18 protein-coding genes and 1 tRNA gene are annotated in these 26841 nt (G+C 70.3%); 11 read left to right on the top strand and 8 right to left on the bottom strand.

Translation table 11 applies throughout. The annotated features are described in order from the left end of the window. The first annotated feature begins 704 nt into the window (after nucleotides 1-704). Nucleotides 705-1652 (top strand): carbohydrate kinase family protein, encoded by a 948-nt coding sequence (locus tag R0146_RS15350; RefSeq protein WP_317690723.1) that lies wholly within the window; start codon nucleotides 705-707, stop codon nucleotides 1650-1652. A 141-nt stretch (nucleotides 1653-1793) separates the two neighbouring features. Further along, complete coding sequence (locus tag R0146_RS15345; RefSeq protein WP_317690722.1) at nucleotides 1794-2600, top strand: DeoR/GlpR family DNA-binding transcription regulator; 807 nt, start codon at nucleotides 1794-1796, stop codon at nucleotides 2598-2600. A gap of 7 nt (nucleotides 2601-2607) precedes the next feature. On the opposite strand, the gene R0146_RS15340 is transcribed toward R0146_RS15345, so the two are convergent. Both R0146_RS15340 and R0146_RS15335 read right to left on the bottom strand, forming a co-directional pair. Then, nucleotides 2608-3333 (bottom strand): response regulator, encoded by a 726-nt coding sequence (locus R0146_RS15340; protein WP_317690721.1) that lies wholly within the window; start codon nucleotides 3331-3333, stop codon nucleotides 2608-2610. Continuing rightward, on the bottom strand, nucleotides 3326-5044 hold the full coding sequence (locus R0146_RS15335) for a sensor histidine kinase (RefSeq protein ID WP_317690720.1): 1719 nt from the start codon (nucleotides 5042-5044) through the stop codon (nucleotides 3326-3328). The genes R0146_RS15340 and R0146_RS15335 overlap by 8 nt, the downstream gene beginning before the upstream one ends. Before the next feature lie 245 nt (nucleotides 5045-5289). Here R0146_RS15335 and R0146_RS15330 point away from each other — a divergent pair, with 245 nt between their 5' ends. After that, entirely contained in the window at nucleotides 5290-6696 is a 1407-nt protein-coding gene (locus R0146_RS15330) for a cation:dicarboxylate symporter family transporter (protein WP_317690719.1), read from the top strand. 491 nt (nucleotides 6697-7187) lie between these two features. On the opposite strand, the gene R0146_RS15325 is transcribed toward R0146_RS15330, so the two are convergent. After that, nucleotides 7188-7261, bottom strand: a tRNA-Arg gene (locus R0146_RS15325). 130 nt (nucleotides 7262-7391) lie between these two features. Here R0146_RS15325 and R0146_RS15320 point away from each other — a divergent pair. The 5 genes from R0146_RS15320 to ettA all read left to right on the top strand — a co-directional run bounded on the left by R0146_RS15320 (nucleotide 7392) and on the right by ettA (nucleotide 15580). After that, nucleotides 7392-8894, top strand: coding sequence for a PrsW family intramembrane metalloprotease (locus R0146_RS15320; RefSeq protein WP_317690718.1), 1503 nt, complete (start codon nucleotides 7392-7394; stop codon nucleotides 8892-8894). An 8-nt stretch (nucleotides 8895-8902) separates the two neighbouring features. Next, a complete protein-coding gene (locus R0146_RS15315) occupies nucleotides 8903-11251 on the top strand; it encodes a dynamin family protein (RefSeq protein ID WP_317690717.1) in 2349 nt (782 codons plus the stop codon). Then, nucleotides 11251-12900: a GTPase gene (locus R0146_RS15310; RefSeq protein WP_317690716.1), complete on the top strand. Its 1650-nt coding sequence runs from the start codon at nucleotides 11251-11253 to the stop codon at nucleotides 12898-12900. The genes R0146_RS15315 and R0146_RS15310 overlap by 1 nt, the downstream gene beginning before the upstream one ends. Nucleotides 12901-13046: 146 nt before the next feature. Beyond that, nucleotides 13047-13721 carry a single-stranded DNA-binding protein gene (locus R0146_RS15305; RefSeq protein ID WP_317690715.1) on the top strand — a complete coding sequence of 225 codons (675 nt, stop codon included), beginning with the start codon at nucleotides 13047-13049 and terminating at the stop codon, nucleotides 13719-13721. Between the two features lie 176 nt (nucleotides 13722-13897). Continuing rightward, nucleotides 13898-15580, top strand: a complete 1683-nt coding sequence (ettA, locus tag R0146_RS15300) for an energy-dependent translational throttle protein EttA (protein WP_317690714.1) — start codon at nucleotides 13898-13900, stop codon at nucleotides 15578-15580. Between the two features lie 94 nt (nucleotides 15581-15674). Here the strand turns inward: ettA and R0146_RS15295 are convergent, their stop codons facing one another. From R0146_RS15295 to R0146_RS15275, 5 genes are all read right to left on the bottom strand, one after another. After that, on the bottom strand, nucleotides 15675-16475 hold the full coding sequence (locus tag R0146_RS15295) for an IclR family transcriptional regulator (protein WP_317690713.1): 801 nt from the start codon (nucleotides 16473-16475) through the stop codon (nucleotides 15675-15677). Between the two features lie 514 nt (nucleotides 16476-16989). Further along, entirely contained in the window at nucleotides 16990-18042 is a 1053-nt protein-coding gene (dmpG, locus tag R0146_RS15290; RefSeq protein WP_317690712.1) for a 4-hydroxy-2-oxovalerate aldolase, read from the bottom strand. Further along, complete coding sequence (locus R0146_RS15285) at nucleotides 18039-18980, bottom strand: acetaldehyde dehydrogenase (acetylating) (RefSeq protein ID WP_317690711.1); 942 nt, start codon at nucleotides 18978-18980, stop codon at nucleotides 18039-18041. Before R0146_RS15285 ends, dmpG begins: the two co-directional genes overlap by 4 nt. Nucleotides 18981-19499: 519 nt before the next feature. Then, nucleotides 19500-22418 carry an FAD-binding and (Fe-S)-binding domain-containing protein gene (locus R0146_RS15280; protein ID WP_317690709.1) on the bottom strand — a complete coding sequence of 973 codons (2919 nt, stop codon included), beginning with the start codon at nucleotides 22416-22418 and terminating at the stop codon, nucleotides 19500-19502. Between the two features lie 141 nt (nucleotides 22419-22559). Beyond that, a complete protein-coding gene (locus tag R0146_RS15275; RefSeq protein ID WP_317690708.1) occupies nucleotides 22560-23057 on the bottom strand; it encodes a MarR family winged helix-turn-helix transcriptional regulator in 498 nt (165 codons plus the stop codon). A gap of 213 nt (nucleotides 23058-23270) precedes the next feature. Here R0146_RS15275 and R0146_RS15270 point away from each other — a divergent pair, with 213 nt between their 5' ends. The 3 genes from R0146_RS15270 (at nucleotide 23271) to R0146_RS15260 (ending at nucleotide 26830) form a co-directional block, all read left to right on the top strand. Beyond that, complete coding sequence (locus R0146_RS15270) at nucleotides 23271-23810, top strand: YceI family protein (protein ID WP_317690707.1); 540 nt, start codon at nucleotides 23271-23273, stop codon at nucleotides 23808-23810. 217 nt (nucleotides 23811-24027) lie between these two features. Then, entirely contained in the window at nucleotides 24028-25899 is a 1872-nt protein-coding gene (locus R0146_RS15265; RefSeq protein ID WP_317690706.1) for an AMP-dependent synthetase/ligase, read from the top strand. Between the two features lies 1 nt (nucleotide 25900). Beyond that, complete coding sequence (locus R0146_RS15260) at nucleotides 25901-26830, top strand: acyl-CoA thioesterase (protein WP_317690705.1); 930 nt, start codon at nucleotides 25901-25903, stop codon at nucleotides 26828-26830. Nucleotides 26831-26841 lie beyond the last annotated feature (11 nt).

Here is a 26841-nt window from a genome sequence, read left to right as displayed (position 1 = left end):
ACTGGTGCGATGCGAGGTAGATGGTGCGGCAGACTCGGATTCGAGCATGGCGGACAAAGAGTCTCCTTGCGTTCCTTGTGGGGCGGCGGTGCGGATCGCTGCGTGACCGGGCCGGATCCCGTCCGGGGTGTCCGTCCTGACCGGCGGGTCGACGAAAGACAGATCCGTGCAGCCCATGCAGTTTTGCGCATAGTGCAAGATTATTCAAGTGCCGGTCGGCCGTGCCGGGGGCGACTGATGTCCATCGGCGCTCTCGCATCCACGGTGCGGCGCCATTGCCGGGTCTCAGTCTGCCACCGCGGGGTGGAGGGGGTAGGGGTGGAGTCGGCGGATCTCCTGTAACAGTTCGTATCACCTTGTCCCGAGGCGTACGTGCCAGCGGAACGCTTCCGGTCGGCGATGGGCGGGCGACCTATGGGTCCGGTGATCCGTGTGGTTCGGCGGCTTGCGGGTCCATACGATCCTGATTCCGAAGCTCCGGCGGGGTGGTGGTGCGCATCACTCGGCAGGGGTGGTGCGTGTGATTATCACAGTTGCTAACATTGCCGTGTTGGTGACGATGTACGACGAGGTCCATCGCTGCGGTCGTACCCGAGGCCACCGACGGACGATCCCACCGGCGGAACGGACGGGTCGTCAGCACCCACCGGACCGCGGGGGTGTCGGCCACGTACGGTGCGATGCCCCGGCTGAGAGGAAGCTCGATGCCCGACGTCATTTCTTTCGGAGCCCACATCGCCGACGCGCTCGGATGGCCCTTCGCGGCGGTGCCGCCGGGCCAGCAGCTCGCGATGCTCGACCGCATCTCGTTCACGGTGGCGGGCACGGCCGCTGCACCGTCGGTCAACCTGGCCAAGCTCGGCGTCCGGGTCGCCACGGTGGGCCGGGTGGGCGACGACTCGATCGGCGGATTCATCCGCACCACGATGGAGAGGTACGGTGTCGACACCACCCACCTGGTGGTCGACCCGGAGCGGCAGACCTCGTCGAGTTTGCTGCTGATCCGGCCCGACGGCTCGCGGCCCGCCCTGCACGTCATCGGGGCCAATGCCGGCCTCACCGAGGACGACGTCCCGTGGGACGCTGTCGCCGAGGCCACCGTGTTCCATCTGGGCGGCGCCTTCATCCTGCCCGGCATCGACGGCGCGCCGATGGCCCGCATCCTGGCGAAGGCCAAGGAACTGGGCTGCACCACCACGGTCGACTTCCTGATGAGTCCCCGTCCGGACGCCCAGGAACTGATCGGTCCCGCGCTGCCCTACATCGACTACCTGATGCCGAACATCGAGGAGGCCGGCTGGCTCGTCGGCACCGAGGACCGCGCCGAGATCATCGCCTGGCTGCATGCTCAGGGGGTCGGTTGCACGGTGCTGACCATGGGCGGCGACGGCGTGAGCATCGCCCCGCGGGGACAGCAGGAGATCGTCCTGCCGGCGTACGACGTCGACGTGGTCGACACGACCGGGTGCGGTGATGCCTTCACCTCTGGCTTCATCTCCGGCCTGCTCGACGGTCTCGACCCGGCGGACGCCGCCGAACGGGGCCTGGCCTGTGGCAGCCTGGTCGCCACCGGCCTCGGGTCCGACGCCGGCATCGTCGACCGTGCCCAGGTCGAGGAGTTCCGGACGACCCAGCCACGGTTGGCCGGCTGACCGACCCGGAGTCCGGGGGTCCGTGGTCGCGGACTCCCGGGCTCAGGCCCCCACCGTGCCCGCCGACCGTCGGCCCAGCGCCGCACCGCGCCCCTCGGGACGCGTCATCCACCCGTCCGGCGACCGACCCTGGAGACCTCGATGACTGCCCTGAGCGACCCCGACCGGCCCGCGCCGCACCACCGTCCGCTGTCGAAGGCCGCCCGTCTCGACCGGATCAGCACGGCCGTACGTCGCGACGGCTTCGTCAACGTCGACGACCTGGTCGAGGCACTCGGGGTGAGCCGGATGACGGTGCACCGCGACCTCGACGAGCTCCAGGCGCTCGGCACGTTGCGGAAGGTGCGCGGCGGTGCCTCCGCCCAGCGATCGACCCGCTACGAGAGCGACCTGGAGTTCCGGCTGGGGACGGCGGTCGACGAGAAGCGGCGGATCGCGGCGGCGGCCGCCGAACTGGTGAACGACGGGGACGTCGTGATCGTCGACGACTCCACCTCGGCGCTGCACCTGGTGCCCCACCTCACCCAGCGCAGCCCGTTGACGGTCATCACCAACGCCCTGCCCGTGCTGCAGGCCCTCGGCGAGCAGAACGAGGTGAGCGTCATCGCCCTCGGCGGGCTCTACGACGTACGGCACGCGGCGTTCCTCGGCATCCTGTGCGAGAACGCCCTGGCGACCCTCTACGCCGATGTGCTCTTCGCGTCGACCTCCTCGATGCGCGACCGGGTGCTCTACCACCAGGATCCGGCCGTCGTCGCGGCGAAGCAGGCGATGATCCGGGCGGCCGGGCGCCGGGTGCTGCTGCTCGACCACACCAAGATCGGCCACGGTGCGCTCTACCGGCTGTGCGACGTCGGCGACTTCACCCACGTCGTGGTGGACGACTCCGTGGACGACGAGGTCGTCCGGACCGTCCGGGAGACCGGCGTCGAGGTCCTGGTCTGCTGAGCCGGTTTCAGTCGGTGGGCCGTCCCGGTCGGGCGGGGTGCCAGCGGTACTCGTTCTCCGGTCGGCCCGGGGTCCCGTAGCGCGGCGTACGGTCCACCATGCCGGTCCGGTGCAGATGTTCCAGGTAGCGGCGGGCGGTCACCCGGGAGGAGCCCACCGCGGTCCCCACCTCGCCGGCGCTCAGTGCCCTGTCGGCCGCCTGCAGGACCGCGACGACGGTGTTCAGCGTTCCCTCGGTGAGACCCTTCGGCAGGTCGCCGGGGCCGGTCGACCGCACCATGGCGAACGCGCGATCGACCTCCGCCTGGCCGTCGGCCCTGCCCGGTCCCTCGATCTCGACCGAGAGGTCGCGGAAGGAGCGGACCCGTTGGGCGAACTGCTGGTAGCCGAAGGGCTTGACCAGATACTGCACGACGCCCAGGGCGATCGAGCGGCGGATCGTCTCCAGTTCGGTGTCGGCGGTCATCGCCAGCACCCCGCCGGTGAAGCCGGCCGCCCGCAGCTGCCCCAGGACGTCCAGGCCGTGACCGTCCGGCAGGTTCATGTCGAGCAGGACCATGTCGACCCCGAAGGTCCCGGTCCGGCGCAGCCGTCCCGCCAGGAACCCCAGGGCGTCGTGGGCGGTGCGGGAGCTGTGGACGACGACGAACGCGCCGGCCCGGGTGAGGTACTCGGCGTACGTCGTCGCGGTGAGCCGGTCGTCCTCGACGATCAGCACCTGCCGGTCACGCATCGCCACCACTCCTGGCGGCGGACCGACCGGCACCGAGGGCCACCGGCCGTCGGACCGGGATCTCCACCGTGAACACCGTCCCGGAGTCCTGCACGAGGTCCACCTGACCGCCGAGCTGGCGCGCGGTCTGGCGGACCAGTGCCAGTCCCATGCCCCGCCCCGCCGGACCGGCCGGCTTCGTCGACCAGCCCAGCTCGTACATCCTCTCCCGGTCGGCGGCCGATGGTCCGGGGCCGCCGTCGGCGACCTGCAGCACCAGCCAATCCCCGTCGAGCCGCGCCTCGGCATCCACCCAGCGGTCCTCCGGCGGCAGCCCGGCGGCGTCGGCGGCGTCGATGGCGTTGTCGAGGAGATTGCCGAGCAGGGTCACCAGGTCGCCGGGGGAGATCCCGGTCGGGGCGTCGATCTCGTTGCGGTGGTCCATCCGCACCCCGCGTTCTCGGGCCTGCGCCGACTTCGCCAGCAGCAGGGCGGTCACCGCCGGCTCCGCCTCGAGGTCCGGTGAGGACAGCAGCGGAGTGCCGACGGTGTGCAGGCCGTCGGTCAGCAGCTCACGAGCCTGGTCGGCACGGCCGAGCTCGAGCAGGGACAGCACGGTGTGCAGCCGGTTCGCATGCTCGTGCGTCTGCGAGCGCAGGGCATCGGTCAGCGACCGGGTCGACTCCAACTCGCGGTTCATCCGCTGGACGTCCGTACGGTCGTAGAGGGTGACGACGGTGCCGTTATCAGCCGGCGTCTCCGACCGGCGCCATGGGCGCAGCCCGGGACGGGCGACCGGACGGGTGCGCTGCTGGTTGACGACGAGGATGCGTTCCCCGGCCAGGAAGAGCTCGTCCCGCGCCTCCCGTCGGGAGGCGAGCAGGCCGGCGAGCGGCGCCGGCAGGTCGAGGTCGGCGATCCGGGCCGTGGCTCGGCCTCCCCGGTGACCGCCGGCTTCCGGCGGCTTCGGCAGTCCCAGCAACTCGGCCGCCCGGTCGTTGTAGAGACCGAGACAGCCGTCCGGCGCCAGCAGGACGATCCCGACGTTCACGTTGTGCAGTGCGGTGTCCAGGAAGGTGAAGTTCTCCGCCAATTGGCGCGGCCCCAGCCCGAAGGTCGTCCGCTCGAGGTACCGGTGGAGCAGCCAGCTGGCCCCCAGACCGGCCGCCCCCACGGCGGCCGCCAGGGCGAGGATCGTGGGGATCTGGGCGCGGGCGACGATGTCCAGCTGGGACACCGTCTGGCCCACCGACACGATGCCGATGACCGGGCCGGGAGCGCCTGCGGCGTCCGGCCCGGGCTGTGCACGGATCGGGACGAGGGCGCGCACCGACGGGCCGGCGGTGCCGGTGGTCGACGTCTCGACGAACTCGCTCCCGGACAGGGCCGGCTCGAGGCGACCCGAGTAGTGGGAGCCCACCCAGTCCGGCCGGAAGTGGGCCAGCCGGGTGCCGTCGAGGGCCAGGAAGGTCACCCAGCTGACGTCCGCCCGGTCGGCGGCCGCGAGCGACACGGGTTCGAGGACCTGCGTCGGATCAGGGGAGGCGTACGCCTCCCGGACGTCCTGCTCCTGGGCGAGCAGACGGGCGGTGGTGAGGACCCGGTCGCTCTGCGCCCGATAGACGCCCTCCCGGGCGTAGAAGTAGCTGACCCAGCTGGCCAGCGCCGTCAGCACGAGCAGCCCCAGCAACTGGGCGACCGCCAGTCGGCGTGCCAGGCTCCAGGCGTGCACCGTACCCTCCCGTCCGGCCGGCGGCTGCGATCCGGCCGGCGTCCACACGGCCGGCCGTCCGGACCGATCCGCGCGAGCCCATTGTGACGCGAATCATGACCTTTATGACCGCAAACGTGACGGCGGACATGGCGGACCCGAAGATCGTGACGGGCCTCACCGGTGAGCGTCGTCGCCTCGCTCCACCGGTCCCCCCGTATCCGTCCACCCCGTATCCGTCCACCCCGTCACGACAAGGATGTCGAATGCTGACTCCCACAAGCGCTGCGCCCCGAGCGGCGAAACCCGAAGCCGAGAAGACCAGGGATCGTACGCACTGGCTCTACATCTCGGTGATCGCCTCGGTGGTGCTCGGCGCCGCCGTAGGCCTGCTGTTCCCCGAGGTCGGCAAGTCGCTCAAGCCCCTGGGAGACGGTTTCGTCGCCCTGATCAAGATGATGATCGCGCCGGTCATCTTCTGCACCATCGTCCTGGGCATCGGGTCGATCGCCCGGGCCGCCACGGTGGGCAAGGTCGGCGGCCTGGCCCTCGTCTACTTCCTCACGATGTCCACCTTCGCCCTGGCGATCGGGCTCGTCGTCGGCAACCTGGTGCACCCGGGCACCGGCCTGCACCTGACCCCGTACACCGCGGGCAAGGCCGCCGTGGATCCGACCACCGCCTTCCTCCTCGAGATCATCCCCGGCTCGGTCCCGGTACTGCCGGTGCTGTTCGTCGCCCTGCTCGCCGGCTTCGCGCTGCAGAAGATGGGCGAGGCCGGCAAGCCGCTGCTCAATCTGGTCTCGCTGATCCAGGGCGTGGTCTTCCGCATCCTGATGATGGTGATGTGGGTCGCCCCGGTCGGCGCGTTCGGTGCCATCGCGGCGGTCGTCGGCGCGACCGGGTGGTCGGCCATCGGTGCCATGGCGCTGCTGATGGGCGCCTTCTACCTCACCTGTGTGCTGTTCATCGTCGTGGTCCTCGGGACCATCCTGCGGGTCGTCACCGGCGTGAACATCTTCCGGCTGATGCGCTACCTCGCCCGCGAGTACCTGCTGATCTTCGCGACGTCGTCGTCGGAGTCTGCGCTGCCCCGCCTGATGGCGAAGCTGGAACACGCCGGTGTCTCGAAGCCGGTCGTGGGCGTGACGGTGCCCACCGGCTACTCCTTCAACCTCGACGGCACCGCCATCTACCTGACGATGTCCGCCCTGTTCGTCTCCAACGCGATGGGCATGCAGATGTCGCTGGGCGAGCAGATCGGACTCCTGATCTTCATGATCATCGCCTCCAAGGGGGCGGCGGGCGTCACCGGCGCTGGGCTGGCGACCCTCGCCGCCGGGCTGCAGTCGCACCAGCCGGCCCTGCTGGGCGGCATGGGCGTGATCGTGGGCATCGACAAGTTCATGTCCGAGGCCCGGGCACTGACCAACTTCACCGGTAACGCCGTCGCCACCCTGGTGCTCGGCACGTGGGTCGGCGAGTTCGACGCCGCGAAGGCCAAGGCCGTGTTCTCCGGCAAGGATGCGTTCGACGAGGCCATGGTCGTCGGTCACGGTGAGGTCGGCCCCACGGTCACGATCGATCCGTACGATTCACCGACCATCGCCGAGCAGGCCGTCGAAGGCCACCCGGAATCGAGCCTGAACGTGACCGTCGGAGCCCGGCTGTAGGAGCCTCGACCAGCACGTACGAACGCGGCGCCGCGGCACGGGATGGATCCCGGTCGTGGCGCCGTGTCGGCGCCCACCCGACCATCCCCAACTTCGAAATCGAAGAAACCCTGCCAGCTACTTGACGCGGGACAGCTTCTGTGCGGCACGGATCTGGCTCAGGCACAACTCGTCGGCCTCCCGGAGTCTTCTTACCTCTGAAAGGTCATAGGTTTGCCCTATGCAAGGGGACTGCACTGCTTCGCTTCGTGGCCCGGCGGCGCCCCTTGATCCTGCCGTGCACCATCCCGGTGGAGTGCTCGCGCACAGGCATCGCCCCAGTTCCCGCACAGGCATCGCCCCGGTTCCATAGGTTTGCCCTATCACGTTTCAGCCGACACCAGACTCCGCTCCGACTGACCGGATCGCGTTTCGACTGAACGGATCGCGTTTCGGTGATGGATGGCCCGGTTCGCGAAGTGGAGCGGGTGCCTGACCAGGTGTTTCACCAGCGCCCCCAGTGCGACTCGAACGCACGACCGGCAGATTAGAAGGCTGCTGCTCTATCCAGCTGAGCTATGGGGGCAGTGGGGACGATTGTACGACGCCCGGCCGGCGGACCTCGTCACCCGTACGACCCGGGCTGCACCGCCGCGTACGACCAAGGGGTCTGCGCCGTCGACGCGGTGCTTCCGGGGCTGGGTAGCCTTGGCGGCATGTCCGTCCAGACCCACCGTACGACCGGCGCGCCGTCGCCGTCCCCGGTGGGCCGTGGCCTGCCGGAACTGCCCTCCCCGGGGAAGGGTCGCCGCAAGGACACCGCCCGGGCGCGCCTGCGCCGTGATCGGCGCCGCAACGGCCTGCCGGCGCCGGTGGATCGTACGGTGCCGCTGGCCCGCCGGTTGCTCGGCGACTGGCGGTTGTGGATGTCGGCGGCCATGGTGGTGATCTTCGTGGCCGCGTTCCTGGTCAACTGGACCCTCTTCGTGCCCGAGCACACCACCGCCACCGGCACCATCCAGGGGCTCGGCACCGCGGTGATCCCGAAGGCGGCCCGGCTGGCCGCCTTCACCGCCGTCCCGTTGGCGGTGGTGTTCGTGCTGGCCGACCGGCTGCGCCCCCAGGGCCTGTGGCTGTGGGCGATCGCGCTGGTCTGGGGCGGTCTGGTCGCGACGGCGATCGCCGCACCGATCAACACCTGGGCGTCGGCCCACCTGTCGATCGTCGGCGACGGCGATCCGGCCACCAGCCTGCGCGGTGCGGTGTTCGTCGCGCCGTTCGTCGAGGAGGCGGCCAAGGCGACGGTGGTGTTCTGGATCGCCATCCTGCTGCGTCACCGGGCGATGTCGTGGCTGTCCACGGTGGCGCTGGCCGGGCTGTCGGGCACCGGGTTCGCCTTCGTGGAGAACATCGTCTACTACGGGCGGATCTACCGCTACGTGTCGGTCACCTCGGGCACCGGCGTCGACGCCCAGCAGGCGATGAACCAGCTGGCTCTGATGCGTGGCGGGATGACGTTCTTCGCCCACCCACTGTTCACCGTGATGACCGGCATCGGTGTGGCCACCGCCCTGCGCGCCCGCAGCAAGCGGGTGCGGGTGCTGGCGCCGCTCACCGGCTTCCTGGTCGCCGCGCTGCTCCACATGGTCTTCAACTTCACCGCGTCGGCCGATTCCCCGGTCGGTCTGATGCTGTGGTTCGTCGCCCTGTCCCTCGTCGGTGCGGTGGTCGGGGTGGTCCTTGGCCAGCTGCGCCGCGAGCGGGCGGTGCTGCGGGCCCGGCTGACGGAGTACGGACGGTACGGCTGGCTCGACCCGGCCACCGCCGAGGCGTTGGTGGCGGCCCGGGTGCGGATCCGGGCGCGGTGGTACGCGCTGTGGCGCGGTCCGGCGACGTTCCTGGCCACCTGGCGGCTGCAGCGTGCCGCCGTCGAGTTGGCGTATCTGCGCGACGCCGTCGGCAGGGGGCTGGTGGACTCGGCCGGTCCCGGCCGTGAGGCCGAGCTGTTGCGTGGCATGCACGCGGTGCTCCCGGCTGCCGTCGTGGTGGGCGTGGGGGCGATCGAGTATCCCTGGCAGCGCTGGCGTCAGGCACTGCGCGACCGGGTTGTCCGTGCTCGCCAGGCACCGCCGTCGCTGCCGGCGGACGGTGGACCGCTAGGATCATCAGGCGTCGAGTACTCGCCGGTGGATCCGCGTTGGGGCCCACCCGAGCAGTAGGAGGATCCATGACGGGACAGCTGGCCGCATCGCTCGAGGAGCTTCGCGTCGCGCTGTCCGACGTTCACCTTCCGCTGCCCTTGCCGGACGCCGCCCGGGCCCTCTCCGAGGCCGGCTCGATCACCGGCCAGCTCGACGACTACGTGCTGCCGCGGCTGGCCCGACTGGACGCCCCGCTGCTCGTCGTGGTCGGCGGCTCCACCGGGGCAGGCAAGTCGACCCTGGTGAACTCCTTGGTCGGGCGTGCCGTCACCAGCTCGGGGGTGATCCGGCCGACGACCCGCCGGCCGGTGTTGGTGCACAACAGCCGGGACGCGGCCTGGTTCACCGACCAGCGCATTCTTCCGGGCCTCGCCCGGGCGACCGGGGAGTCCGACGGCACCGGCCTGCAGCTGGTCGCCGAGCCGACGCTGCCTCGCGGCCTGGCGATCCTCGACGCCCCCGACATCGACTCCGTCGCCGACGAGAACCGGGCCCTGGCGGGGCAGCTCCTCGCGGCCGCTGACATGTGGTTGTTCGTCACCTCGGCCGCCCGCTACGCCGACGCGGTCCCGTGGGACGTGCTCAACGGTGCCGCGCAGCGGCACGTGGCGGTAGGAGTCGTGCTCGACCGGGTGCCACGGGCGGGCATGCGAGACATTCCCGGGCATCTGGGCCAGATGATGGCCCACCGTGGCCTCGGCGACGCGCCCTTGTTCGCCGTGCCCGAGACCACCGTCGACGCGCAGGGGATCCTCCCGAACGCCGCGGTCTCGCCGATCCGTGGCTGGCTGGCAAGCCTGGTCGCGGATGACCGGACCCGCCAGGACGTCGTACGGTCCACCCTCACCGGGGCGATCGAGGACACTGCGCGGCGCTCACCGTCGATCGCCACCGCTGTCGACGACCAGGTGCGCGCCGTGGCGCAGCTGCGCGACGACGCGAACACCGCGTACGACCAGGCGGTGAAGGCGGTCAAGCTGCGTACGGCGGACGGCACCCTGCTGCGCGGCGAAGTGCTCGCACGGTGGCACGAGTTCGTCGGCACCGGCGAGTTCATGCGCGCTGTGGAGAAGCGGATCAGCCGACTGCGCGACCGCCTGTCGGCGGCCCTGAGGGGTCGCCCGATGGAGGCCGACCAGGTCAAGGTGGCCGTCGAGTCCGGCCTTGAGGCATTGGTCATCGAGGAGGGCCGAGCTGCCGCCGAGCGTGCCGAGGCCGCGTGGCGCGGCGATCCCGCCGGCCGCTTCGTCCTGGAGGGGAGCCCGGCGGACCTGGCCGTCGCCTCCCACGACTTCGCGGACCAGGTCGCCCGGATGATCCGCGACTGGCAGCGCGCCGTCCTGGACATGGTGTCCGAACAGGGCGGTCAGCGCCGGCTCACGGCGCGCTACCTCGCGCTCGGCGTGAACGGCATCGCCGCCACCCTGATGGTCCTCGTCTTCACCCAGACAGGTGGCCTGACCGGCGCGGAGGTCGGCATCGCCGGCGGGTCGGTCGCTCTGGCCCAGAGCCTTCTGGAGGCCGTGTTCGGCGACGAGAACGTCCGCCGGATGGCGAAGCGCGCCAAGGAGGACCTCGACGAGCGGGTGGAGGTGTTGATGTCCTCCGAACTGCTGCGTTACCACCAGACCCTGGTCGCCCTGCAGGTCCGCCCCCAGCAGGCCGCGGAGATCCGCGACGCCGCCCGGAAGGTGGACGAGGCGATCGCTGCCGGTCTGGATCCCGCGTCGTACGAGGACCCGGAGTCGTACGCGTCCGGCGAGGAGGCCCCGTCGGTGGCGGCGGCCGTGGTGCCTGAGGCGATCGAGACGGCCGTGGTGCCTGAGGCGATCGAGACGGCCGAGGTGCCCGAGGCGATCGAGACGGCCGAGGTGCCCGAGGCGATCGAAGCGACGACCCCCGTGGCAGTTGAGGCGGTGGACATGGTCGGGACACCCGAGACCTCCTCCGCGGTCGAGCCGGTCGAGCCGGTGGAGTCCGCCGAGACGACGGTCGAGGGAGGGACACCGGTGGTGGCGACCGGTCGGCGGGCGTACGCGCCGCTGTCCGACGAGGACCTCGAGGACTCGACGTCCGACGAGGATCCTGATGTGGGCGAGGTGACCGAGGTGCCTGCTCGTCGAGCGACCAGCGAGGCGCCGGCGGAGGTCCAGTGGCCCGGTGCGGTGTCGGAGTCGGAGGAGCCCGCCGACGACCCGGCCTCTGCAGAGTCTGGTGAGGCGCCTGCGTCTGTGGAGTCGAGCGAGACACCCGCGTCCGAGGAACCGGGGGAAACACCCGCGTCCGAGGAGACCAGCGAAACCGGCCTGCTGCGGCCCGAGAGCGACTGGCGACGTGACCATGGTGGGGCCGCCCACCGTGACGAGGAGAAGTGATGGCCCGTTCGTCGAAGCCCGGTCTCGCCGACCGTCTGCGTGCCCTCGGAGAAGCGGCCGACGCCGCCTCCGGGCGGGTCGACGCGCAGCTCGTCGAGGAGGCCAACAGCGTCGTCCGCCGGGCGGGTCAGCGACTGCGGTTCTCTGGAGCGGCTACCGTCACGGCGCTGGCGGGCGCCACCGGGTCGGGCAAGTCCACGCTCTTCAACGCCCTGGCCGGGAGCGAGGTGTCCGTTCCCGGGATCCGCCGGCCGACCACCGGGCAGCCGGCGGCGGTGACCTGGGGCGACGAGCCGACCTCCGAGCTGCTCGACTGGTTGCAGGTGCCGCGGCGCCACCACGTCGACGCGTACGGCGGCGAGGCCGGACTCGACGGACTGGTGCTCCTCGACCTGCCCGACCACGACTCGGTCGAGGTCTCCCACCGGATGGAGGTCGATCGTCTGGTCCGCCTCGTCGACATGCTGGTCTGGGTCGTCGATCCGCAGAAGTACGCCGACGCGGCCCTGCACGACAACTACCTCGTCCCGTTGCGGGAGTACGCCCCGGTGATGATGGTCGTGCTCAACCAGACCGATCTGCTCAACAGGGAGGACCGCCGCCGGACGCTGGACGACCTGCGTGGCCTGCTCGACCGCGAGGGCCTGCAGGAGGTGCCGGTGCACGCCGTGTCCGCGCTCACCGGGGAGGGCATGGCGGAGCTGCGGGCCATTCTCGCCGGTCGGGTCCGGGACAAGCAGGCCGTCGCCGACCGGGTCGGCGTGGACATCGATCGCATCGTGACGCGACTGAGCAAGGCTTCCGGCACCGCACAGATGCCGCGGGTCGACGACCGTACGGTGACCGAACTGGACACCGCCTGCGCCCGGGCGGCCGGTGTCCCGGCCGTGACCGAGGCGGTCGGGCAGGCCTGGCGGCGCCGGGGTCGGGGCGCCACCGGCTGGCCGGTGGTCTCCTGGGTGGCCACGTTGCGCCCGGATCCGCTGCGGCGCCTCCACCTGGACCTGGGCCCGCGGCGCCGCGCGCGCCGGGAGATCGAATCGGGCGTCGACGCCACCCACGCGCCGACCGCGCTGTCCCGGACCTCGGTCACGTCCTTGAAGGGCGTCCCCGCTGCCCAGGTCGATGCCGCGTTGCGTGTGCTGGCGGACCAGGCCTCGGCCGGCCTGCCCCGCGGCTGGGCGGACGCCGTACGGACAGCGGCCCGCTCGCGGACCGGCGACCTCTCCGACGCGCTGGACCGGGCCATCGGGTCGACGAACCTGCAGATGCACCGCAACCGCCGGTGGTGGTCTGTGGTCCGCGTCGTCCAGTGGATCCTGATCGCCACGGTGCTGGCCGGCCTGGCCTGGCTCGCGGCGGACTTCGGCCTGCTCTACCTGCGGATGCCACCGCTGCCCGACTTTTCCTGGCGAGGCATCCCGGCCCCGACCGCACTGGCGGTCGGTGGGGTGCTGCTCGGCCTCGTCCTCGGCGGCCTGAGCCGGATCGGCGTCGAGGTCGGTGCCCGACGGAAGGTGGTGACGGCACGTCGGGCGTTGCTCGGCAAGATCGACACCGTCACCCGCGAGCTGGTCGTCCACCCGGTCACCGACGAGCTCGAGCGCTACGAGAAGGCCCGTGCGGCGCTGACCATCGCTGCCGGCTGACCGTCGACCGGCCCTCTCGTCAACAGGCCTGGCGGGCCGGTGCAGAGTTGTCCACAGGCCGTCGATGTCGCGACCGATCGGCGTCCGTACGTCCCACTCTCCGGGGGAGATCACTCCCGACCTGGGTAGACACGACCGGAGGAAACATGGACGCCATCATCACGCTCACCGGCAATCTGGGGGCCGACCCACGGATCCGCATGGTGGGCCCGGAACAGCACCTCTTCACCGAGTTCTCCATCGCGCACACTCCGCGGATCCAACGCGACGGCCAGTGGCACGACGGCACCACCACCTGGTACCGGATCACCTGCTGGCGCCGCCTCGCCGAGAACGCGTTCCAGTCCCTGCGCCGCGGCGACTCCGTGATCGTCCACGGCAAGGTCCGCACCCACGAATGGGCCGACAAGGACGGGGTGCTGCAGACCCGCGACGAGATCGAGGCGCTGTCGATCGGTCCCGACCTGAATCGCGGCACCGTCGTGGTGGTCCGCCGCCCCCGGCCCGCGGCGCCCCTGCGCACCGCCGAAGAGGCGACCGCCGACGCCAGTGCAGACGACTCGCAGGCCACCAACGTCGAGGCCGACGCCATGGGCGCCACCGGCCAGGAGCCGGTGCGGATCGACGCGCAGCAGGAGACGACCGCGGCGTACGGTGCGCCGACCGGCCTTGTCACCGACGCCAGCGCCGAGCCGGTCGTGTCGGCTCCTTCCGGAACGTACGCGGGGCTCGCCGGGCCGGGCGACGACGACTTCACCGGGGACCCGGACGACCTTCCCGTCGACGACGGTGTCGACGCGTACCGCCGGGCGGTCGCCTGACCGCCCGGCGGCGGACGCCCGAGCAGCCACGGACACACTGTCGGAGCCGCGGAGCGCGGCGCGAGGATTGGGGCCTGCCCCGCGGACGCTGGCATACTGGCGACGGCGTGCCCTCGCGCCGTGCCCGCCCTCCCGGACCCGGTCCGGGTCCGTACGTGAGAAAGCTGGAGTGATTCGTGGCTGAGTTCATCTGCACGATGCACAACGTCCGCAAGAAGCTGGGTGACAAGGTCGTTCTCGACAATGTCACGATGTCGTTCTTCCCCGACGCCAAGATCGGCGTGGTCGGCCCGAACGGCGCCGGCAAGTCGACCCTGCTGAAGCTGATGGCCGGGCTGCTCCAGCCCGACAACGGCGATGTGATGATCGCGAAGGGCGCCTCGGTCGGCATCCTTCTGCAGGAGCCGCCGCTGACCGAGGGCAAGACCGTGCTGGAGAACATCCAGGAGGGCGTGGCCGAGATCAAGGGCAAGCTCGACCGGTTCAACGAGATCGGCATGGAGATGGCCGACCCGGACGCCGACTTCGACGCCCTGATGGCAGAGATGGGGGAGCTGCAGACCGCGCTCGACGCCGCGAACGCCTGGGACCTCGACTCCCAGCTCGAGCAGGCCATGGACGCCCTGCGGTGCCCGCCGGCCGATGCGATCGTCGACGTGCTGTCCGGTGGTGAGCGCCGCCGGGTCGCGATGTGCAAGCTGCTGCTCGAGCAGCCCGATCTGTTGCTCCTCGACGAGCCCACCAACCACCTGGACGCCGAGTCGGTCGCCTGGCTCGAGGGCCACCTGAAGTCCTACCCGGGCGCCGTGCTGGCGGTCACCCACGACCGGTACTTCCTCGACAACGTCGCCAGCTGGATCTGCGAGGTCGACCGCGGCCAGCTGCACCCGTACGAGGGCAACTACTCCACCTACCTGGACACCAAGCGCAAGCGGCTCCAGATCGAGGGTCAGAAGGACGCCAAGCGCGCCAAGATCCTGGAGAAGGAACTGGAGTGGGTGCGGTCCAGCCCGAAGGCCCGCCAGGCGAAGAACAAGGCCCGTCTGGCCCGCTACGAGGAACTGGCGGCGGAGGCGGAGCGCAACCGCAAGCTCGACACTTCCGAGATCAACATCCCGCCGGGCCCGCGCCTCGGCAACGACGTGCTCAAGGCCGACGACGTGCACAAGGCCTTCGACGACCGAGAGCTGTTCGACGGGCTGGGCTTCGAGCTGCCGCGCGCCGGCATCGTCGGCGTGATCGGCCCGAACGGTGTCGGCAAGTCGACGCTGTTCAAGATGATCGTCGGCCAGGAGGAGCCGGACAGCGGCTCCCTGGATCTCGGCAAGACCGTCTCCATCTCGTACGTCGACCAGAGCCGCGCCGGCATCGACGCGGAGAAGAACGTCTGGGAGGTCGTCTCGGACGGCCTGGACTTCATCAAGGTCGCCAACTTCGAGATGCCGTCCCGCGCGTACGTGGCGTCCTTCGGCTTCAAGGGCCCGGACCAGCAGAAGAAGTCCGGCATGCTGTCGGGCGGTGAGCGCAACCGCCTCAACCTGGCCCTCACGCTGAAGATGGGCGGCAACCTGCTGCTGCTCGACGAGCCGACCAACGACCTGGACGTCGAGACGCTGCAGTCGCTCGAAGACGCGCTGCTGGAGTTCCCCGGCTGCGCCGTGGTGATCTCCCACGACCGGTGGTTCCTCGACCGGGTCGCGACCCACATCCTCGCCTGGGAGGGCACCGAGGACGATCCGGCGCAGTGGTTCTGGTTCCAGGGCAACTTCGAGGACTACGAGAAGAACAAGGTCGAACGCCTCGGCGTCGAGGCCGCACGGCCGCATCGCACCACGCATCGCCGGCTCACCCGTGGCTGACCCCGGGCCCGGAGGTCACTGATCGCCGCAGGTCGGCGATCGACGCACGAGGGGGGCTCCGCACCGGTTCGGTGCGGAGCCCCCCTCGTCTGCCTCAGGCCGACTTCACCGTCGCGGCCCGCTGGCGGCGGGCCCGCAGCTGGGCGGCGTAGACCTTGGAGGCCTCGAAGGAGATCTGGCGCAGCGGAGTCGCCCAACGGCGCGGATCGAACTTGCCGACCGGCCCGGAGATGCTCAGCCCGGCCACCGGAGTGTGGGTGGGCGACATCACCGGCGCGGCCACGCAGTTGAGCCCGCGGCGCACCTCTTCGAAGTCGAAGGCGATGCCCTGCTCCTTGACCCGGGCCAGCTGCCGGCGCAGCTTGTCGGGGTCGGTGATGGTGTGCGGGGTGATCGCCGGCAGTTCGGAGCTGCACACCTGGTCGATCAGGACCGGGTCGTACGCCAGCATCGCCTTGCCGATGCCGGTGCAGTAGGCCGGCACCCGCCCACCGATCCGCGAGGGAGAGGGCACCCGGTGGAAGCCGTGCAGCTTGTTCAGGTACACCACGTCCGTGCCCTGCAGGACGGCGAGGTGCACCGTCTGTCGGGACTGCTCGTAGAGGATCGACAGGAAGGGCGTGAGCACGTCGCGCAGCATGTCGATCTCGGGCGCGGACTCGGGCGTCGGGAGGTCGTGGATCATCGGGCCCAGCCGGTAGTTGCTGCCGGCACGCTCGACGGCCCCGTTGCGCTCCAGGATTCCCAGCAGGCGGAAGGCGGTCGACTTGCTGAGCTCAGTGCGACGCGCCAGTTCACTCACCCCGACCCCGGTCGTCACTTCGTCCCCAAAGGCTCGAAGCAGCGCCAATGCTTTGTCGACGGCAGTCCGGCTGTCGCGCTGGCCCGTTGTCATCCATTCACCTCCGGCGATGCACCGTCGATGGTGCACTGAACAGGAAACAGTGCCGCAGGGTGGCACCGTGGGTCACACAATACCTGTCGAGACCGAGGTCCGATGCCATCGGCGGTCGCCGGAGCTCCCCAGCGGCTCCTTGGAGGTTCGAAAGGCGCGCCAATCCGCGCCATTGTGGGGAATGAGACGTGCGCCACATTGTGTCCGACGGTTGGACAACAGGCTACGCGATACGTCGTACTACGCACACCGGGGGGTTGTCGGGCGGAGTGAGGTCCCGGGGGGCGGGACGCACGCTTGCCGAGATATGCGCTCGGCTGCCGCAGGGACGCTGAGACCCGGAGTGGCCGAGGGCTCAGGTCCGGGGGCTCAGGTCCGGGGACACAGCGACAAGGGGCGCCCGGGTGAGACCCGGGCGCCCCTGGATGGTGCGCATGATCGCGAGGCGATCGGACCGTCGTGATCAGCGAGGCGATCGGGCCGCGGTGGCCAGCCGGTGGTCAGGCAGTGACGATCAGGCCGCGCTGCCGCCGGACGCCAGCGAGACGGCCACGTCGATCAGCATGTCCTCCTGGCCACCGACGTAGCCACGACGGCCGGCCTCCTCCAGGATGTCCTGGACCGGGACGCCGTACCGGTCGGCGGCGCGCTCGGCGTGGAAGAGGAACGAGTTGTAGACGCCGACCTTCCCCTGGATGATCGACGCCCGGTCCATCATCGGCTGGCGGGGGATGATCGGGGCGGCGACGTCCTCGGCCGCGGCCAGGATCTTGATGGTGTCCACGTTGTTCTTGATGCCGAGACGCTCGAAGGCCGCGGCCAGCACCTCGGTGGGGGAGTTGCCGGCGCCGGCACCCAGGCCGCGGAGCGATCCGTCGATCCAGGTGGCGCCCTCGGCGACCGCGTAGACCGAGTTGGCGACGCCGAAGCTCATGTTCTGGTGGCCGTGGAAGCCGACCTCGGCGTCGTCGCCGAGCTCGTCCTTCAGCGCGCGGACCCGCTCGCCGACCTGGTCGAGGATCATCGCGCCGGCGGAGTCGACGACGTACACGCACTGGCAGCCGGCGTCGGCCATGATCCGGGCCTGCTTGGCCAGCTGGTCGGGCTCGATCATGTGGGACAGCATGAGGAAGCCGGCGGTCTCCAGGCCCATGGTGCGGGCCTCCTGGAAGTGCTGGATCGAGACGTCGGCCTCGGTGCAGTGGGTGGCGATCCGGATCACGTCGATGCCACGTTCCTTGGCCTCGCGCAGCTCGTGCAGGGTGCCCAGCCCCGGTAGCATCAGCGCGGCGATCTTGGCGTGCTTCGCCTCGCCCTTGGCGGCCTCGATCAGGTCCATCTCGTTGACCTTGGAGAAGCCGTAGTTGAAGGACGAGCCGGCCAGACCGTCGCCGTGGGTGACCTCGATGATGTCGACACCGGCGGCGTCGAGGGCGCGGGTGACGTCCTTGACCTGCTCGATGGTGAACTGGTGGCGGACCGCGTGGGAGCCGTCGCGCAGCGTGGTGTCGATGATCCGCGCGGCGTACGTCGTGTTGGGATCCAGCGTGTGCTTGGCGGAGCTCATGCCCGCACCCCTTCCTGGGTCTTGCCGGCCTCGATGCGGTCGACGAGCAGGTCGCCCGTGCGCGTGGCGGCGGAGGTGATGATGTCGAGGTTGCCGGCGTACTCCGGCAGGTAGTCGGCGGCGCCGCGGACCTGCACCAGGCAGGTGACCCGGCCCCAGTCCTTCCACTCCGGACGCGCGTGATCGAACTGCGGCTCGGCGACGAGCTTGTAGCCGGGAACGTACGACTGGACGGTCTCGACCATCCGGGCGATGGACTCCTTGACGGCGTCCTGGGTGACGCCCGGCTCGGCGGCCTCGGCCGGCAGCGAGCAGTACACCGTGTTGCGCATCATCATCGGCGGCTCGACCGGGTTGAGGATGATGATCGCCTTGCCCTTCTTGGCGCCGCCGACGGCCTCGAGAGCTGCCGAGGTGGTCTCGGTGAACTCGTCGATGTTGGCCCGGGTGCCGGGGCCGGCGGACTTCGAGGCGATCGAGGCGACGATCTCGGCGTAGTCGACCGGCACGACACGCGACACGGCGGCGACCATCGGAGTGGTCGCCTGGCCGCCACAGGTGATCATGTTGACGTTCATCACGTCGGTCAGTGAGTCGAGGTTGACCGGCGGGCAGAGGAACGGGCCGACGGCGGCCGGGGTGAGGTCGATCGCGTGGATGCCGGCTTCCTTGTAGGCCGGGGCCCAGGCCGCGTGGGCCTTGGCGCTGGTCGCCTCGAAGACGAAGTCGGGCCTGTCGTCCTGGGCGAGCAGCCACTTGGCGCCCTCGGCGGAGGTCTTCAGGCCGACGCGGGCGGCGCGCTTGAGGCCGTCGGACTCCGGATCGATGCCGATCATGTGGGTCGGCTGGATGTGCTCACTCTTGCGGAGCAGCTTGAACATCAGGTCCGTACCGATGTTGCCGGAACCGACAATCGCTGCGGTGTACTTCTTCGACACGAGATGGTCCTTCGGGTCAGGGGACAGTCGCGCCCTCGTCCGTCCTCCTGACACCTGACGTGATGGCGTACGCGGCAGCGTCCGCACCTCGACGTACGCTCCCGCGCGGCGTCGGAGGTTGGCCTCGGGAGCTGTCCGTGCGGCCGGTGACGCGTGCGGTTCCTCCACGTTAGGGCGACCGTGACAGGCCGGCGGGCGAGGCGTGCCGGAGCGTGAACCGCGTCACATTGGTCTGTCCGATCGGCGCAACGACGCCGGACCCAGGGTCTGACCAAAGTCCTGGGCAATGCCAGGGGAATGTCTGGCCCGTGAATCTTGGTCAGACCGCTCGGAAAGACTGGCGATCGCTCTGTGCGGCCGGTCGCGCGGTCGGCGGCGGGGTCCGGGAGGTGGCCTGGGTGCGGGGTCGGCGGCGACGGCACGGGAGGCACGGAGGACGACCGTCGAGCCGTTCCCGACCGGCGAACAGGACGGCAGTGGGTGCCGGCTCCCGGCACGCCGTGTGCCGGGAGGACCGGGTCAGTGCTGGGGGCCCCGCGCCAGCAGTTCGGCGAGGGTGAGGGCCGTCCGGTCGGCGAGGTCGGCCACCTGCGTACGACAGGAGAAGCCGTCGGCGAGGATCACCGCATCGGGCCCGGCGGCGTCGATCGCCGGCAGCAGGTCGTGTCCGGCGACCTGCACCGACACCTCGTAGTGCCCGGTCACCGACCCGAAGTTGCCCGCCAGGCCGCAGCAGCCGCCGAGCGTACGGATCTCGGCCCCGGTGCGCTTCAGCAACTCAGCGTCGGCGCCGTAGCCGATCACCGACGACTGGTGGCAGTGCGGCTGGGCGACGATCGTGGTGCCGGTCAGGTCGGGCACCTGGTAGTCGGGGGTGCGGGCGAGCAGTTCGGCCAGGGTGAGCACGCCGGCCATCGCGGGCGTGCGCGGATCGTCCGGCAGAAGGTCGCGGACGTCGCTGCGCCACACCGAGGTGCAGGACGGCTCGATGCCGATCACCGGGGTGCCGGTGGCCAGGATCGGGTGGATGACGTCCATCGCCCGGCGCATCCGCGAGCGGGCGCCGTCGAGCTGGCCGGTGGAGATCCACGACAGGCCGCAGCAGGCCTCCCGGCCCAGCAGCCGCGGCGCGTAGCCGGCGTCCAGCAGCACCTTGATCACCGAGGGCAGAGCGCCGCCGGCGAACACGTCGGTGAACGAGTCGGTCCAGATCACCACTTCGCCGTGCCAGGCCTTCCGGGGCCGCTGGACCTGCTCGAGGTGCAGCAGCCGCCCGGCCGCCCGGGTGGACCGGCCGGCGGCGAAGGTCGGGATGGTGCGGCGCTGGTCGGCCCCGGCGGCCCACTTCGCCAGCGCGGCCAGCGGCTTCAGCCCGAGCGCGGCGTTCGCGACCCGGTGCAGCCCCGGGATGCTGGTCACCAGCCTGCCCCACATCGGCAACAGGCCGATGAAGTAGTGGTCGCGGGGCCGGAGCCGTCCGGCGTAGTAGTGATCGAGGAACTCCGCCTTGTAGGCGGCCATGTCGATCCCGGTCGGGCAGTCCCGGCGGCAGCCCTTGCAGGACAGGCACAGGTCGAGGGCCTCCAGCACCTCCACCGAGCGCCAGCCGTCGACGAAAAGGCCGCCGTTGACCATCTCCTGCAGCGCGCGGGAGCGGCCGCGGGTGGAGTCCTTCTCGTTGCGGGTCGCCTGGTAGGACGGGCACATCACGCCGCCACCGGACGTGTTGTCGGCGATGCACTTGCCGACGCCGGTGCACCGGTGTGCCTCGTCGGAGAAGTGCAGGTGCTCGCGCCGGAGCGGGCTCGTGCCGGCGGCGACCGCGCGGATGTCCGCCTCGACCGGTGCCGGGTCGACGAGCACGCCCGGGTTGAGCAGGTTCTCCGGGTCGAAGATCCGCTTCACCTCGCCGAACAGTGCGATGGCTGTACGGGAATACATCTTCGGCAGCAGCGCGGAGCGGGCCCGACCGTCGCCGTGCTCGCCCGACATCGAGCCGCCGTATCGACCGACGAGGTCAGCGGCCTCCTCGATGAATCGCTTGTAGTGCGCCGCACCGTCCGGCTCGGTGAGCGGCCAGTCGATCCGGCAGTGTACGCACCCGTCGCCGAAGTGGCCGTACGGCAGTCCGCGCAGGCCGTGGCGCTGGAGCAGGTCGTCCAGGTCGCGCAGGTAGGCGCCCAGCTGGGCCGGCGGGACGGCGGAGTCCTCCCAGCCGGGGTAGGCGGGCTTGTCGAACGCGACTCCGGCCAGCCCGGCCCCGTCGGCTCGGATCTTCCACAGCCGGGCGGCGAGCTGCAGGTCGTCGACGATGCCGCCGCGGGCGGCCGGGTTCGCGGCCAGCGCCGCCTCGGCCATCGCCTGGGCGCGGCGGCGCACCTCGTCGGCGTCATCGCCGACCATCTCGATGAACACCCAGCCGTCGCCCCCGGGCAGTTCCGGCACCGCTGCCGGTCCCTGGCGCTCGGCGACCACGTTGACGATCCGCCGGTCGAGGCCCTCGATCGCGACCGGATGGTGCTCCAGCAGCAGCGGGGTGGCGTCGGCGGCTTCCGGCATCGACGGGTAGCCGAGGGCGACGGTCACCTTGTGCGGGGCGTCGCTGACGAGGCGCACGCGGGCGCGGGTCACCATCCCGAGGGTGCCCTCGGTGCCGGCGAAGAACGACGCCACGTCGAAACCGTTCTCCGGCAGCAGGTGTTCCAATGAGTAGCCGGAGACCTGGCGGGAGAAGTGGCCGAACTCGGTGCGGATCGTCGCCAGGTTGGCCGCGACGAGCTTCTGCAGGGCGGTCAGGGCGGGGGAGTCGGCCACCGGCGTGGTGGCCGGGTCGTCGGCCGGGCCGAGCACCAGGGTCTCCCCGGTGCCGGTCACCACCTCCAGGGAGACGATGTTGTCGGCGGTCCGCCCGTACCCCAGCGCCCGGGGGCCGCAGGCGTTGTTGCCGATCATGCCGCCGATCGTGCAGCGGGTGCTGGTGGACGGATCCGGCCCGAACCGCAGGCCGTGCGGCGCGGCGGCCTTCTGCAGCCGGTCCTGGACCACGCCGGGCTCCACCACGGCGGTGCGGGTGGTCGGGTCGACCTCGACGATCCGGGTCAGGTGCTTGAGCGTGTCGACAACGATCCCCTCACCCACCGCGTTGCCGGCGCAGGAGGTGCCGGCGCCGCGGGCGGTCACGGTGATGCCGGCGCTCCGGGCGGCGGCGAGCACCTGCCGCAGTTCCTCGGTGTCGTGGGGGCGTACGACGCCCGTCGGTACCAGCCGGTAGATCGAGCTGTCGGAGGAGTAGAGCCCGCGGGTCAGCGTGCTGGTGTCGTAGCGGTCCGCGATCCGCGCCCGCTCCAGTCCCTCGGCGAAACGGTCGGCCGGGGAGTGGCCGGAGGTCGCAGGGCGTTCGGTGGGGCGGGGACGGGACAGCACGGACGGCAGGCGCATGGGTTCATCTTGCCGTACGGGCCCGCCGGGCCGGTCGGCCGCTCGCGCGGGGAGCAGCGCCGGCGATCCGGCGACCGGCGATCGGCTGCGGGGGCCGGCCGCTCGTGCCGGCAGCAGGGCGGCGTACGACGCAGATCTGGATCAGATCTGGCCGGATCGACCGTTGCTGACGTCGGGGACGGCGAGCACCTCCGCGAACACCCGGCCGAGCGCCTGGAAATCCTCCGGGGTGGCGGCGTCGACCAGCGCCGTGCGCACGGATTCGACATGACACGGAGCGGCCGTCACCAGCAGGTCGTAGCCGGCCGGGGTGAGCTGGGCCCAGACGCCGCGCCGGTCGCTCGGGCAGGCCACCCGCTCGATCAGGCCGGACTTCTCCATCCGGCCGACCGTGTGGGTGAGGCGGGAACGGGACTGGTGGACGGCATCGGCGAGATCCGACATCCGGAGCCGGTGCTCGTCGGCCTCGGAGAGCGAGACGAGGATCTCGTACTCGGCGAGGGAGAGGTCGAACGGACGCAGGGCGCGATCGAGGTATTCGTTGAGGTGGTGGACACCGCGTAGATACGTACGCCAGATCTGTTGCTGTTCATCGTCCAGCCATCGGGGCGGACACTCGGTCGTGGGCACTGCGGTCATGGACCCATGTTACGCGGTACGTTGATGTTTCAATAGTTGCCACCCCGCCGGGGGAGGCCGTGCTGAATGTAAGAGTGCTCACGGTGGGTGTGATGCGCGCCACAGTCGTACGCCATTGACACTTCAATTGTGCCGACCTAGCGTCCGGGGCGTTGGAGGTTCAACGCTGGACCGGCAACGGTAGTCACCAGGCTCTCACCGCGAAGGATTCCCATGACCGAACTCGTCCCCGGCACCTGGACCATCGACCCCGCCCACTCCGAAGTGGCCTTCACCATCCGGCACATGATGAGCAAGGTGCGCGGCAACTTCGGCGACGTCAGCGGACAGATCGTCACCGGGTCCGCCGACCCGAAGGACGCCACCGTCCGTGCCGAGGTCGCCGTCGCCTCGATCAACACCAACCAGGCCCAGCGTGACGAGCACATCCGCGCCTCCGACATCCTCGGTGCCGCACAGTTCCCGACCTTCGCCTTCACCTCGACCTCCGTGGAGGGCGACGGTGAGGACTACAAGATCCACGGCGACCTGACCATCAAGGACGTCACCCGGCCGGTCACCTTCGACGCCACCTTCAACGGTGCGATCGACCCCGATGCATTCGGGCTGTTCCGGATGGGTGCCGAGGGCACCACCGTGATCAACAAGAAGGACTTCGGCGTCGAGTTCAACATCCCGCTGCAGGGTGACGCCGTCATGCTCGGCGACAAGGTCACCATCAGCGTGACCCTCGAGGCCACCCTCGACCGCTGAGCCGTCACCGGGCCCCACGGCCCCGGACTCTCCAAACGAACCACGGTCGACTTGTGGCACTTCCACAAATCAGTGGGGTGACCGCTCGGCGGACCGGGGCACGTCGGCCCGGGCGTACGACACGGACGATAGGCTGAGAAGACCTGTCCGGTCAGTGCTGCCCGGGCCGGTCCGCGCTGTCCTGCGGCCCCGTCCCATCCGTCGTCAAGGAGAAGAGATGCCTGATCTGGCCGACTCTGTGCTGGAGCAGCTGGCTCCGCCGTCCGCAACGTTCCTGGCCCGCCGTGAGGATTCGGTGGGCAAGATGTTCCTGGCGGCGGTCGAGGAGTTCGGGGCCCGCCCGGCGTATCTCTACCGCGGCGCTGATGACGCGTGGACCACGATGAGCTGGACCGAGACCCACCACCGGGTGTTCGACCTCGCCGCCGGCCTGCTCGCCCTCGGACTGCAGCTCGAGGATCGGGTCGCCATCGCCTCCAGCACCCGGATCGAGTGGATCCTGATCGACCTGGCGATCATGTGCGCCGGCGGGGCGACCACGACCGTCTATCCCAACACGCACGACCACGACGTCGCGCACATCCTCGGCGACTCCGGCTCGCGGATCGTCTTCGCGGAGAATGCCGACCAGGTCGACAAGATCCGACTCCACCGCGACACGCTGGACGCGATCGTGAAGGTGGTCGTCCTCGATCCCGAGGGTGTCGACCACGTCGACGACGGCGGCAAGGTGATCTCCTGGTCGGCGTTCCGTACGCTCGGGGAAGCCTGGCTGACCGACCATCCCGGCTGCGTCGACGCGGCCATCGCCGCGACGAATGCCGACACCCTGTCGACCCTGATCTACACGTCCGGGACCACCGGCCGTCCGAAGGGCGTCCGCCTGTCGCACCGCTCGTGGACCCACGAGGGCTACCGGGTCGGCCAGGACATGGGGATCCTCCGGCCGGACGAGATCCACTTCCTGTGGCTGCCGCTGTCGCACGTCTTCGGCAAGTGCCTGATCTCGATCCAGCTCGGCAGCGGGTTGGTGCACGCCGTGGAGGGGGACATCTCGCGCATCGTCGAGGGTCTCGGCGAGGTGCGGCCGACCATCATGGCCGGCGCCCCGCGGATCTTCGAGAAGGTCCGCAATGCGGTGATCCTGAAGAACCGTGGTGTCATCTCCCGGATCCCGCGCTGGGCGTTCTCGGTCGGGCAGCGGGCACTGCCGTACCTGACCACCCGGCGGCGGCTGCCGCGCGGGTTGGCGATCCGCTACGCCATCGCCCACCAGCTGGTGTTCTCCAAGCTGCACGCGACGATGGGCGGACGGGTGCGCTGGTTCGTGTCCGGGTCGGCGAAGCTCAACCCCCAGGTGCAGAACTGGTTCTGGGCCGCCGGGATCCCGCTGATCGAGGGCTACGGGATGACCGAGACCGCCGCGATCACCTTCCTCGACATCCCCAACGATCCCGACCTCGGCACCGTCGGCGGGCCGATCCCGGGCAACGAGGTGCGGATCGCCGAGGACGGCGAGATCCTCGTCAAGAGCCCTGCGCTGGCCGTCGGCTACCACAACCTGCCCGAGGAGACCGCAGCGGCGTACACGGCCGACGGCTGGTTCGCCACCGGTGACATCGGCGAGCTCGACCGGCGCGGTCGGCTGCGGATCACCGATCGCAAGAAGGACCTGATCAAGACCTCCGGCGGCAAGTACGTCGCGCCGCAGAAGGTCGAAGGCGCGATCGTCAACAACAACCCGTACGTCTCCCAGGTGTTCGTCCAGGGCGAGGGCCGCAAATACATCTCCGCGCTGATCACCCTCGACGAGGCCGCGATCATGACGTGGGCGGGTCGACACAACCTCGAGGGGTTGTCGTACGCCGAGCTCACCCAGAACGCCGAGGTCCGCGGCATGATCGACCACTACATGGAGAAGGCCAACGCCCGCCTGGAACGGTGGGAGACCGTGAAGCGCTACGAGATCCTGGACCGGGAGCTGTCGGTCGCCGACGGGGAGGTGACCCCGAGCCTGAAGGTCCGGCGCTCCGCCGTCGCGACGGCCTTCGCCGACAAGCTCGACAAGCTCTACGACCCCGAGGACTGACGTGGGCCCGACCGGAACGGCAGCGAGGACCGACACGACCCCGACGACCGACACGACCCCGACGACCGGGACGACCCCGTACGTCTATCGGGCACGGGTGCGCTGGGCCGACCAGGACCCCCAGGGACACGTCAACAACGTGGCCTACCTCGACTACATGCAGGAGGCACGCGTCGACTGGATCCTCAACGGTCCGTACGCGCGGATGCTCAGCGACGGCGTGCTGGTGGTCTCCCACCACATCGAGTACCTGGCGCAGTCGATGTTCTGTCCCGACCCGATCATCATCCGGCTGTGGGTGACCGATCTGGGCGGGGCACGGTTCGGGGTGGCGTACGACATCTACCAGGGCGACACCCATGTGGCCCGGGCGAAGACGATCCTGGCGACGTACGACGTCGACGGTGGCCGGCTGCGCCGGATGGCGCCCGAGGAGCGGGAGTGGCTGCGGGGCTACCTCGGTGAGCCGATGGACTTCCGGCCGCTGCCGCGTCCGGCGGTGGAGTGGGTGTCCGGTTTCGGCTACGAGCACCCGTTGCGGGTGCGGTGGTCGGAGCTCGATCCGTACGACCACGTCAACAACGTCAGCTACCTGACCTACCTGCAGGAAGCCACCATCGCGATGATGGAGGAGCCGCGCCGTGACCTGCCCTGGGGCCATCCCGGCGATCCGCGCACCTGGGTGGTGGCGGCGCAGGACATGACGTACCAGGTGCCGATGACCTACCAGATCGAGCCGTACCTGGCCGAGGTGGTCATCCTGCGCGTCGGGTCGACCTCTGTCACCTTCGAGATGCGGATCCATGACCCGCACGTCGACGTGACGTACGCCGTCGGCCATCTGGTGCTGGTGCATGCCGACCCGCACGGGACCCCGGTGCCGCTGCCGCAGATCCTCCGCGACCGGCTGCATCCCCTCACCCTGACCTGAATCTGAACCGA

The sequence above is a fragment of the Raineyella sp. LH-20 genome (genome assembly GCF_033110965.1).
Classification (GTDB): Bacteria; Actinomycetota; Actinomycetes; order Propionibacteriales; family Propionibacteriaceae; genus Raineyella.
Note: the sequence above shows the minus strand (reverse complement) of the source record. Positions and strands in the feature narration are given on the sequence as shown.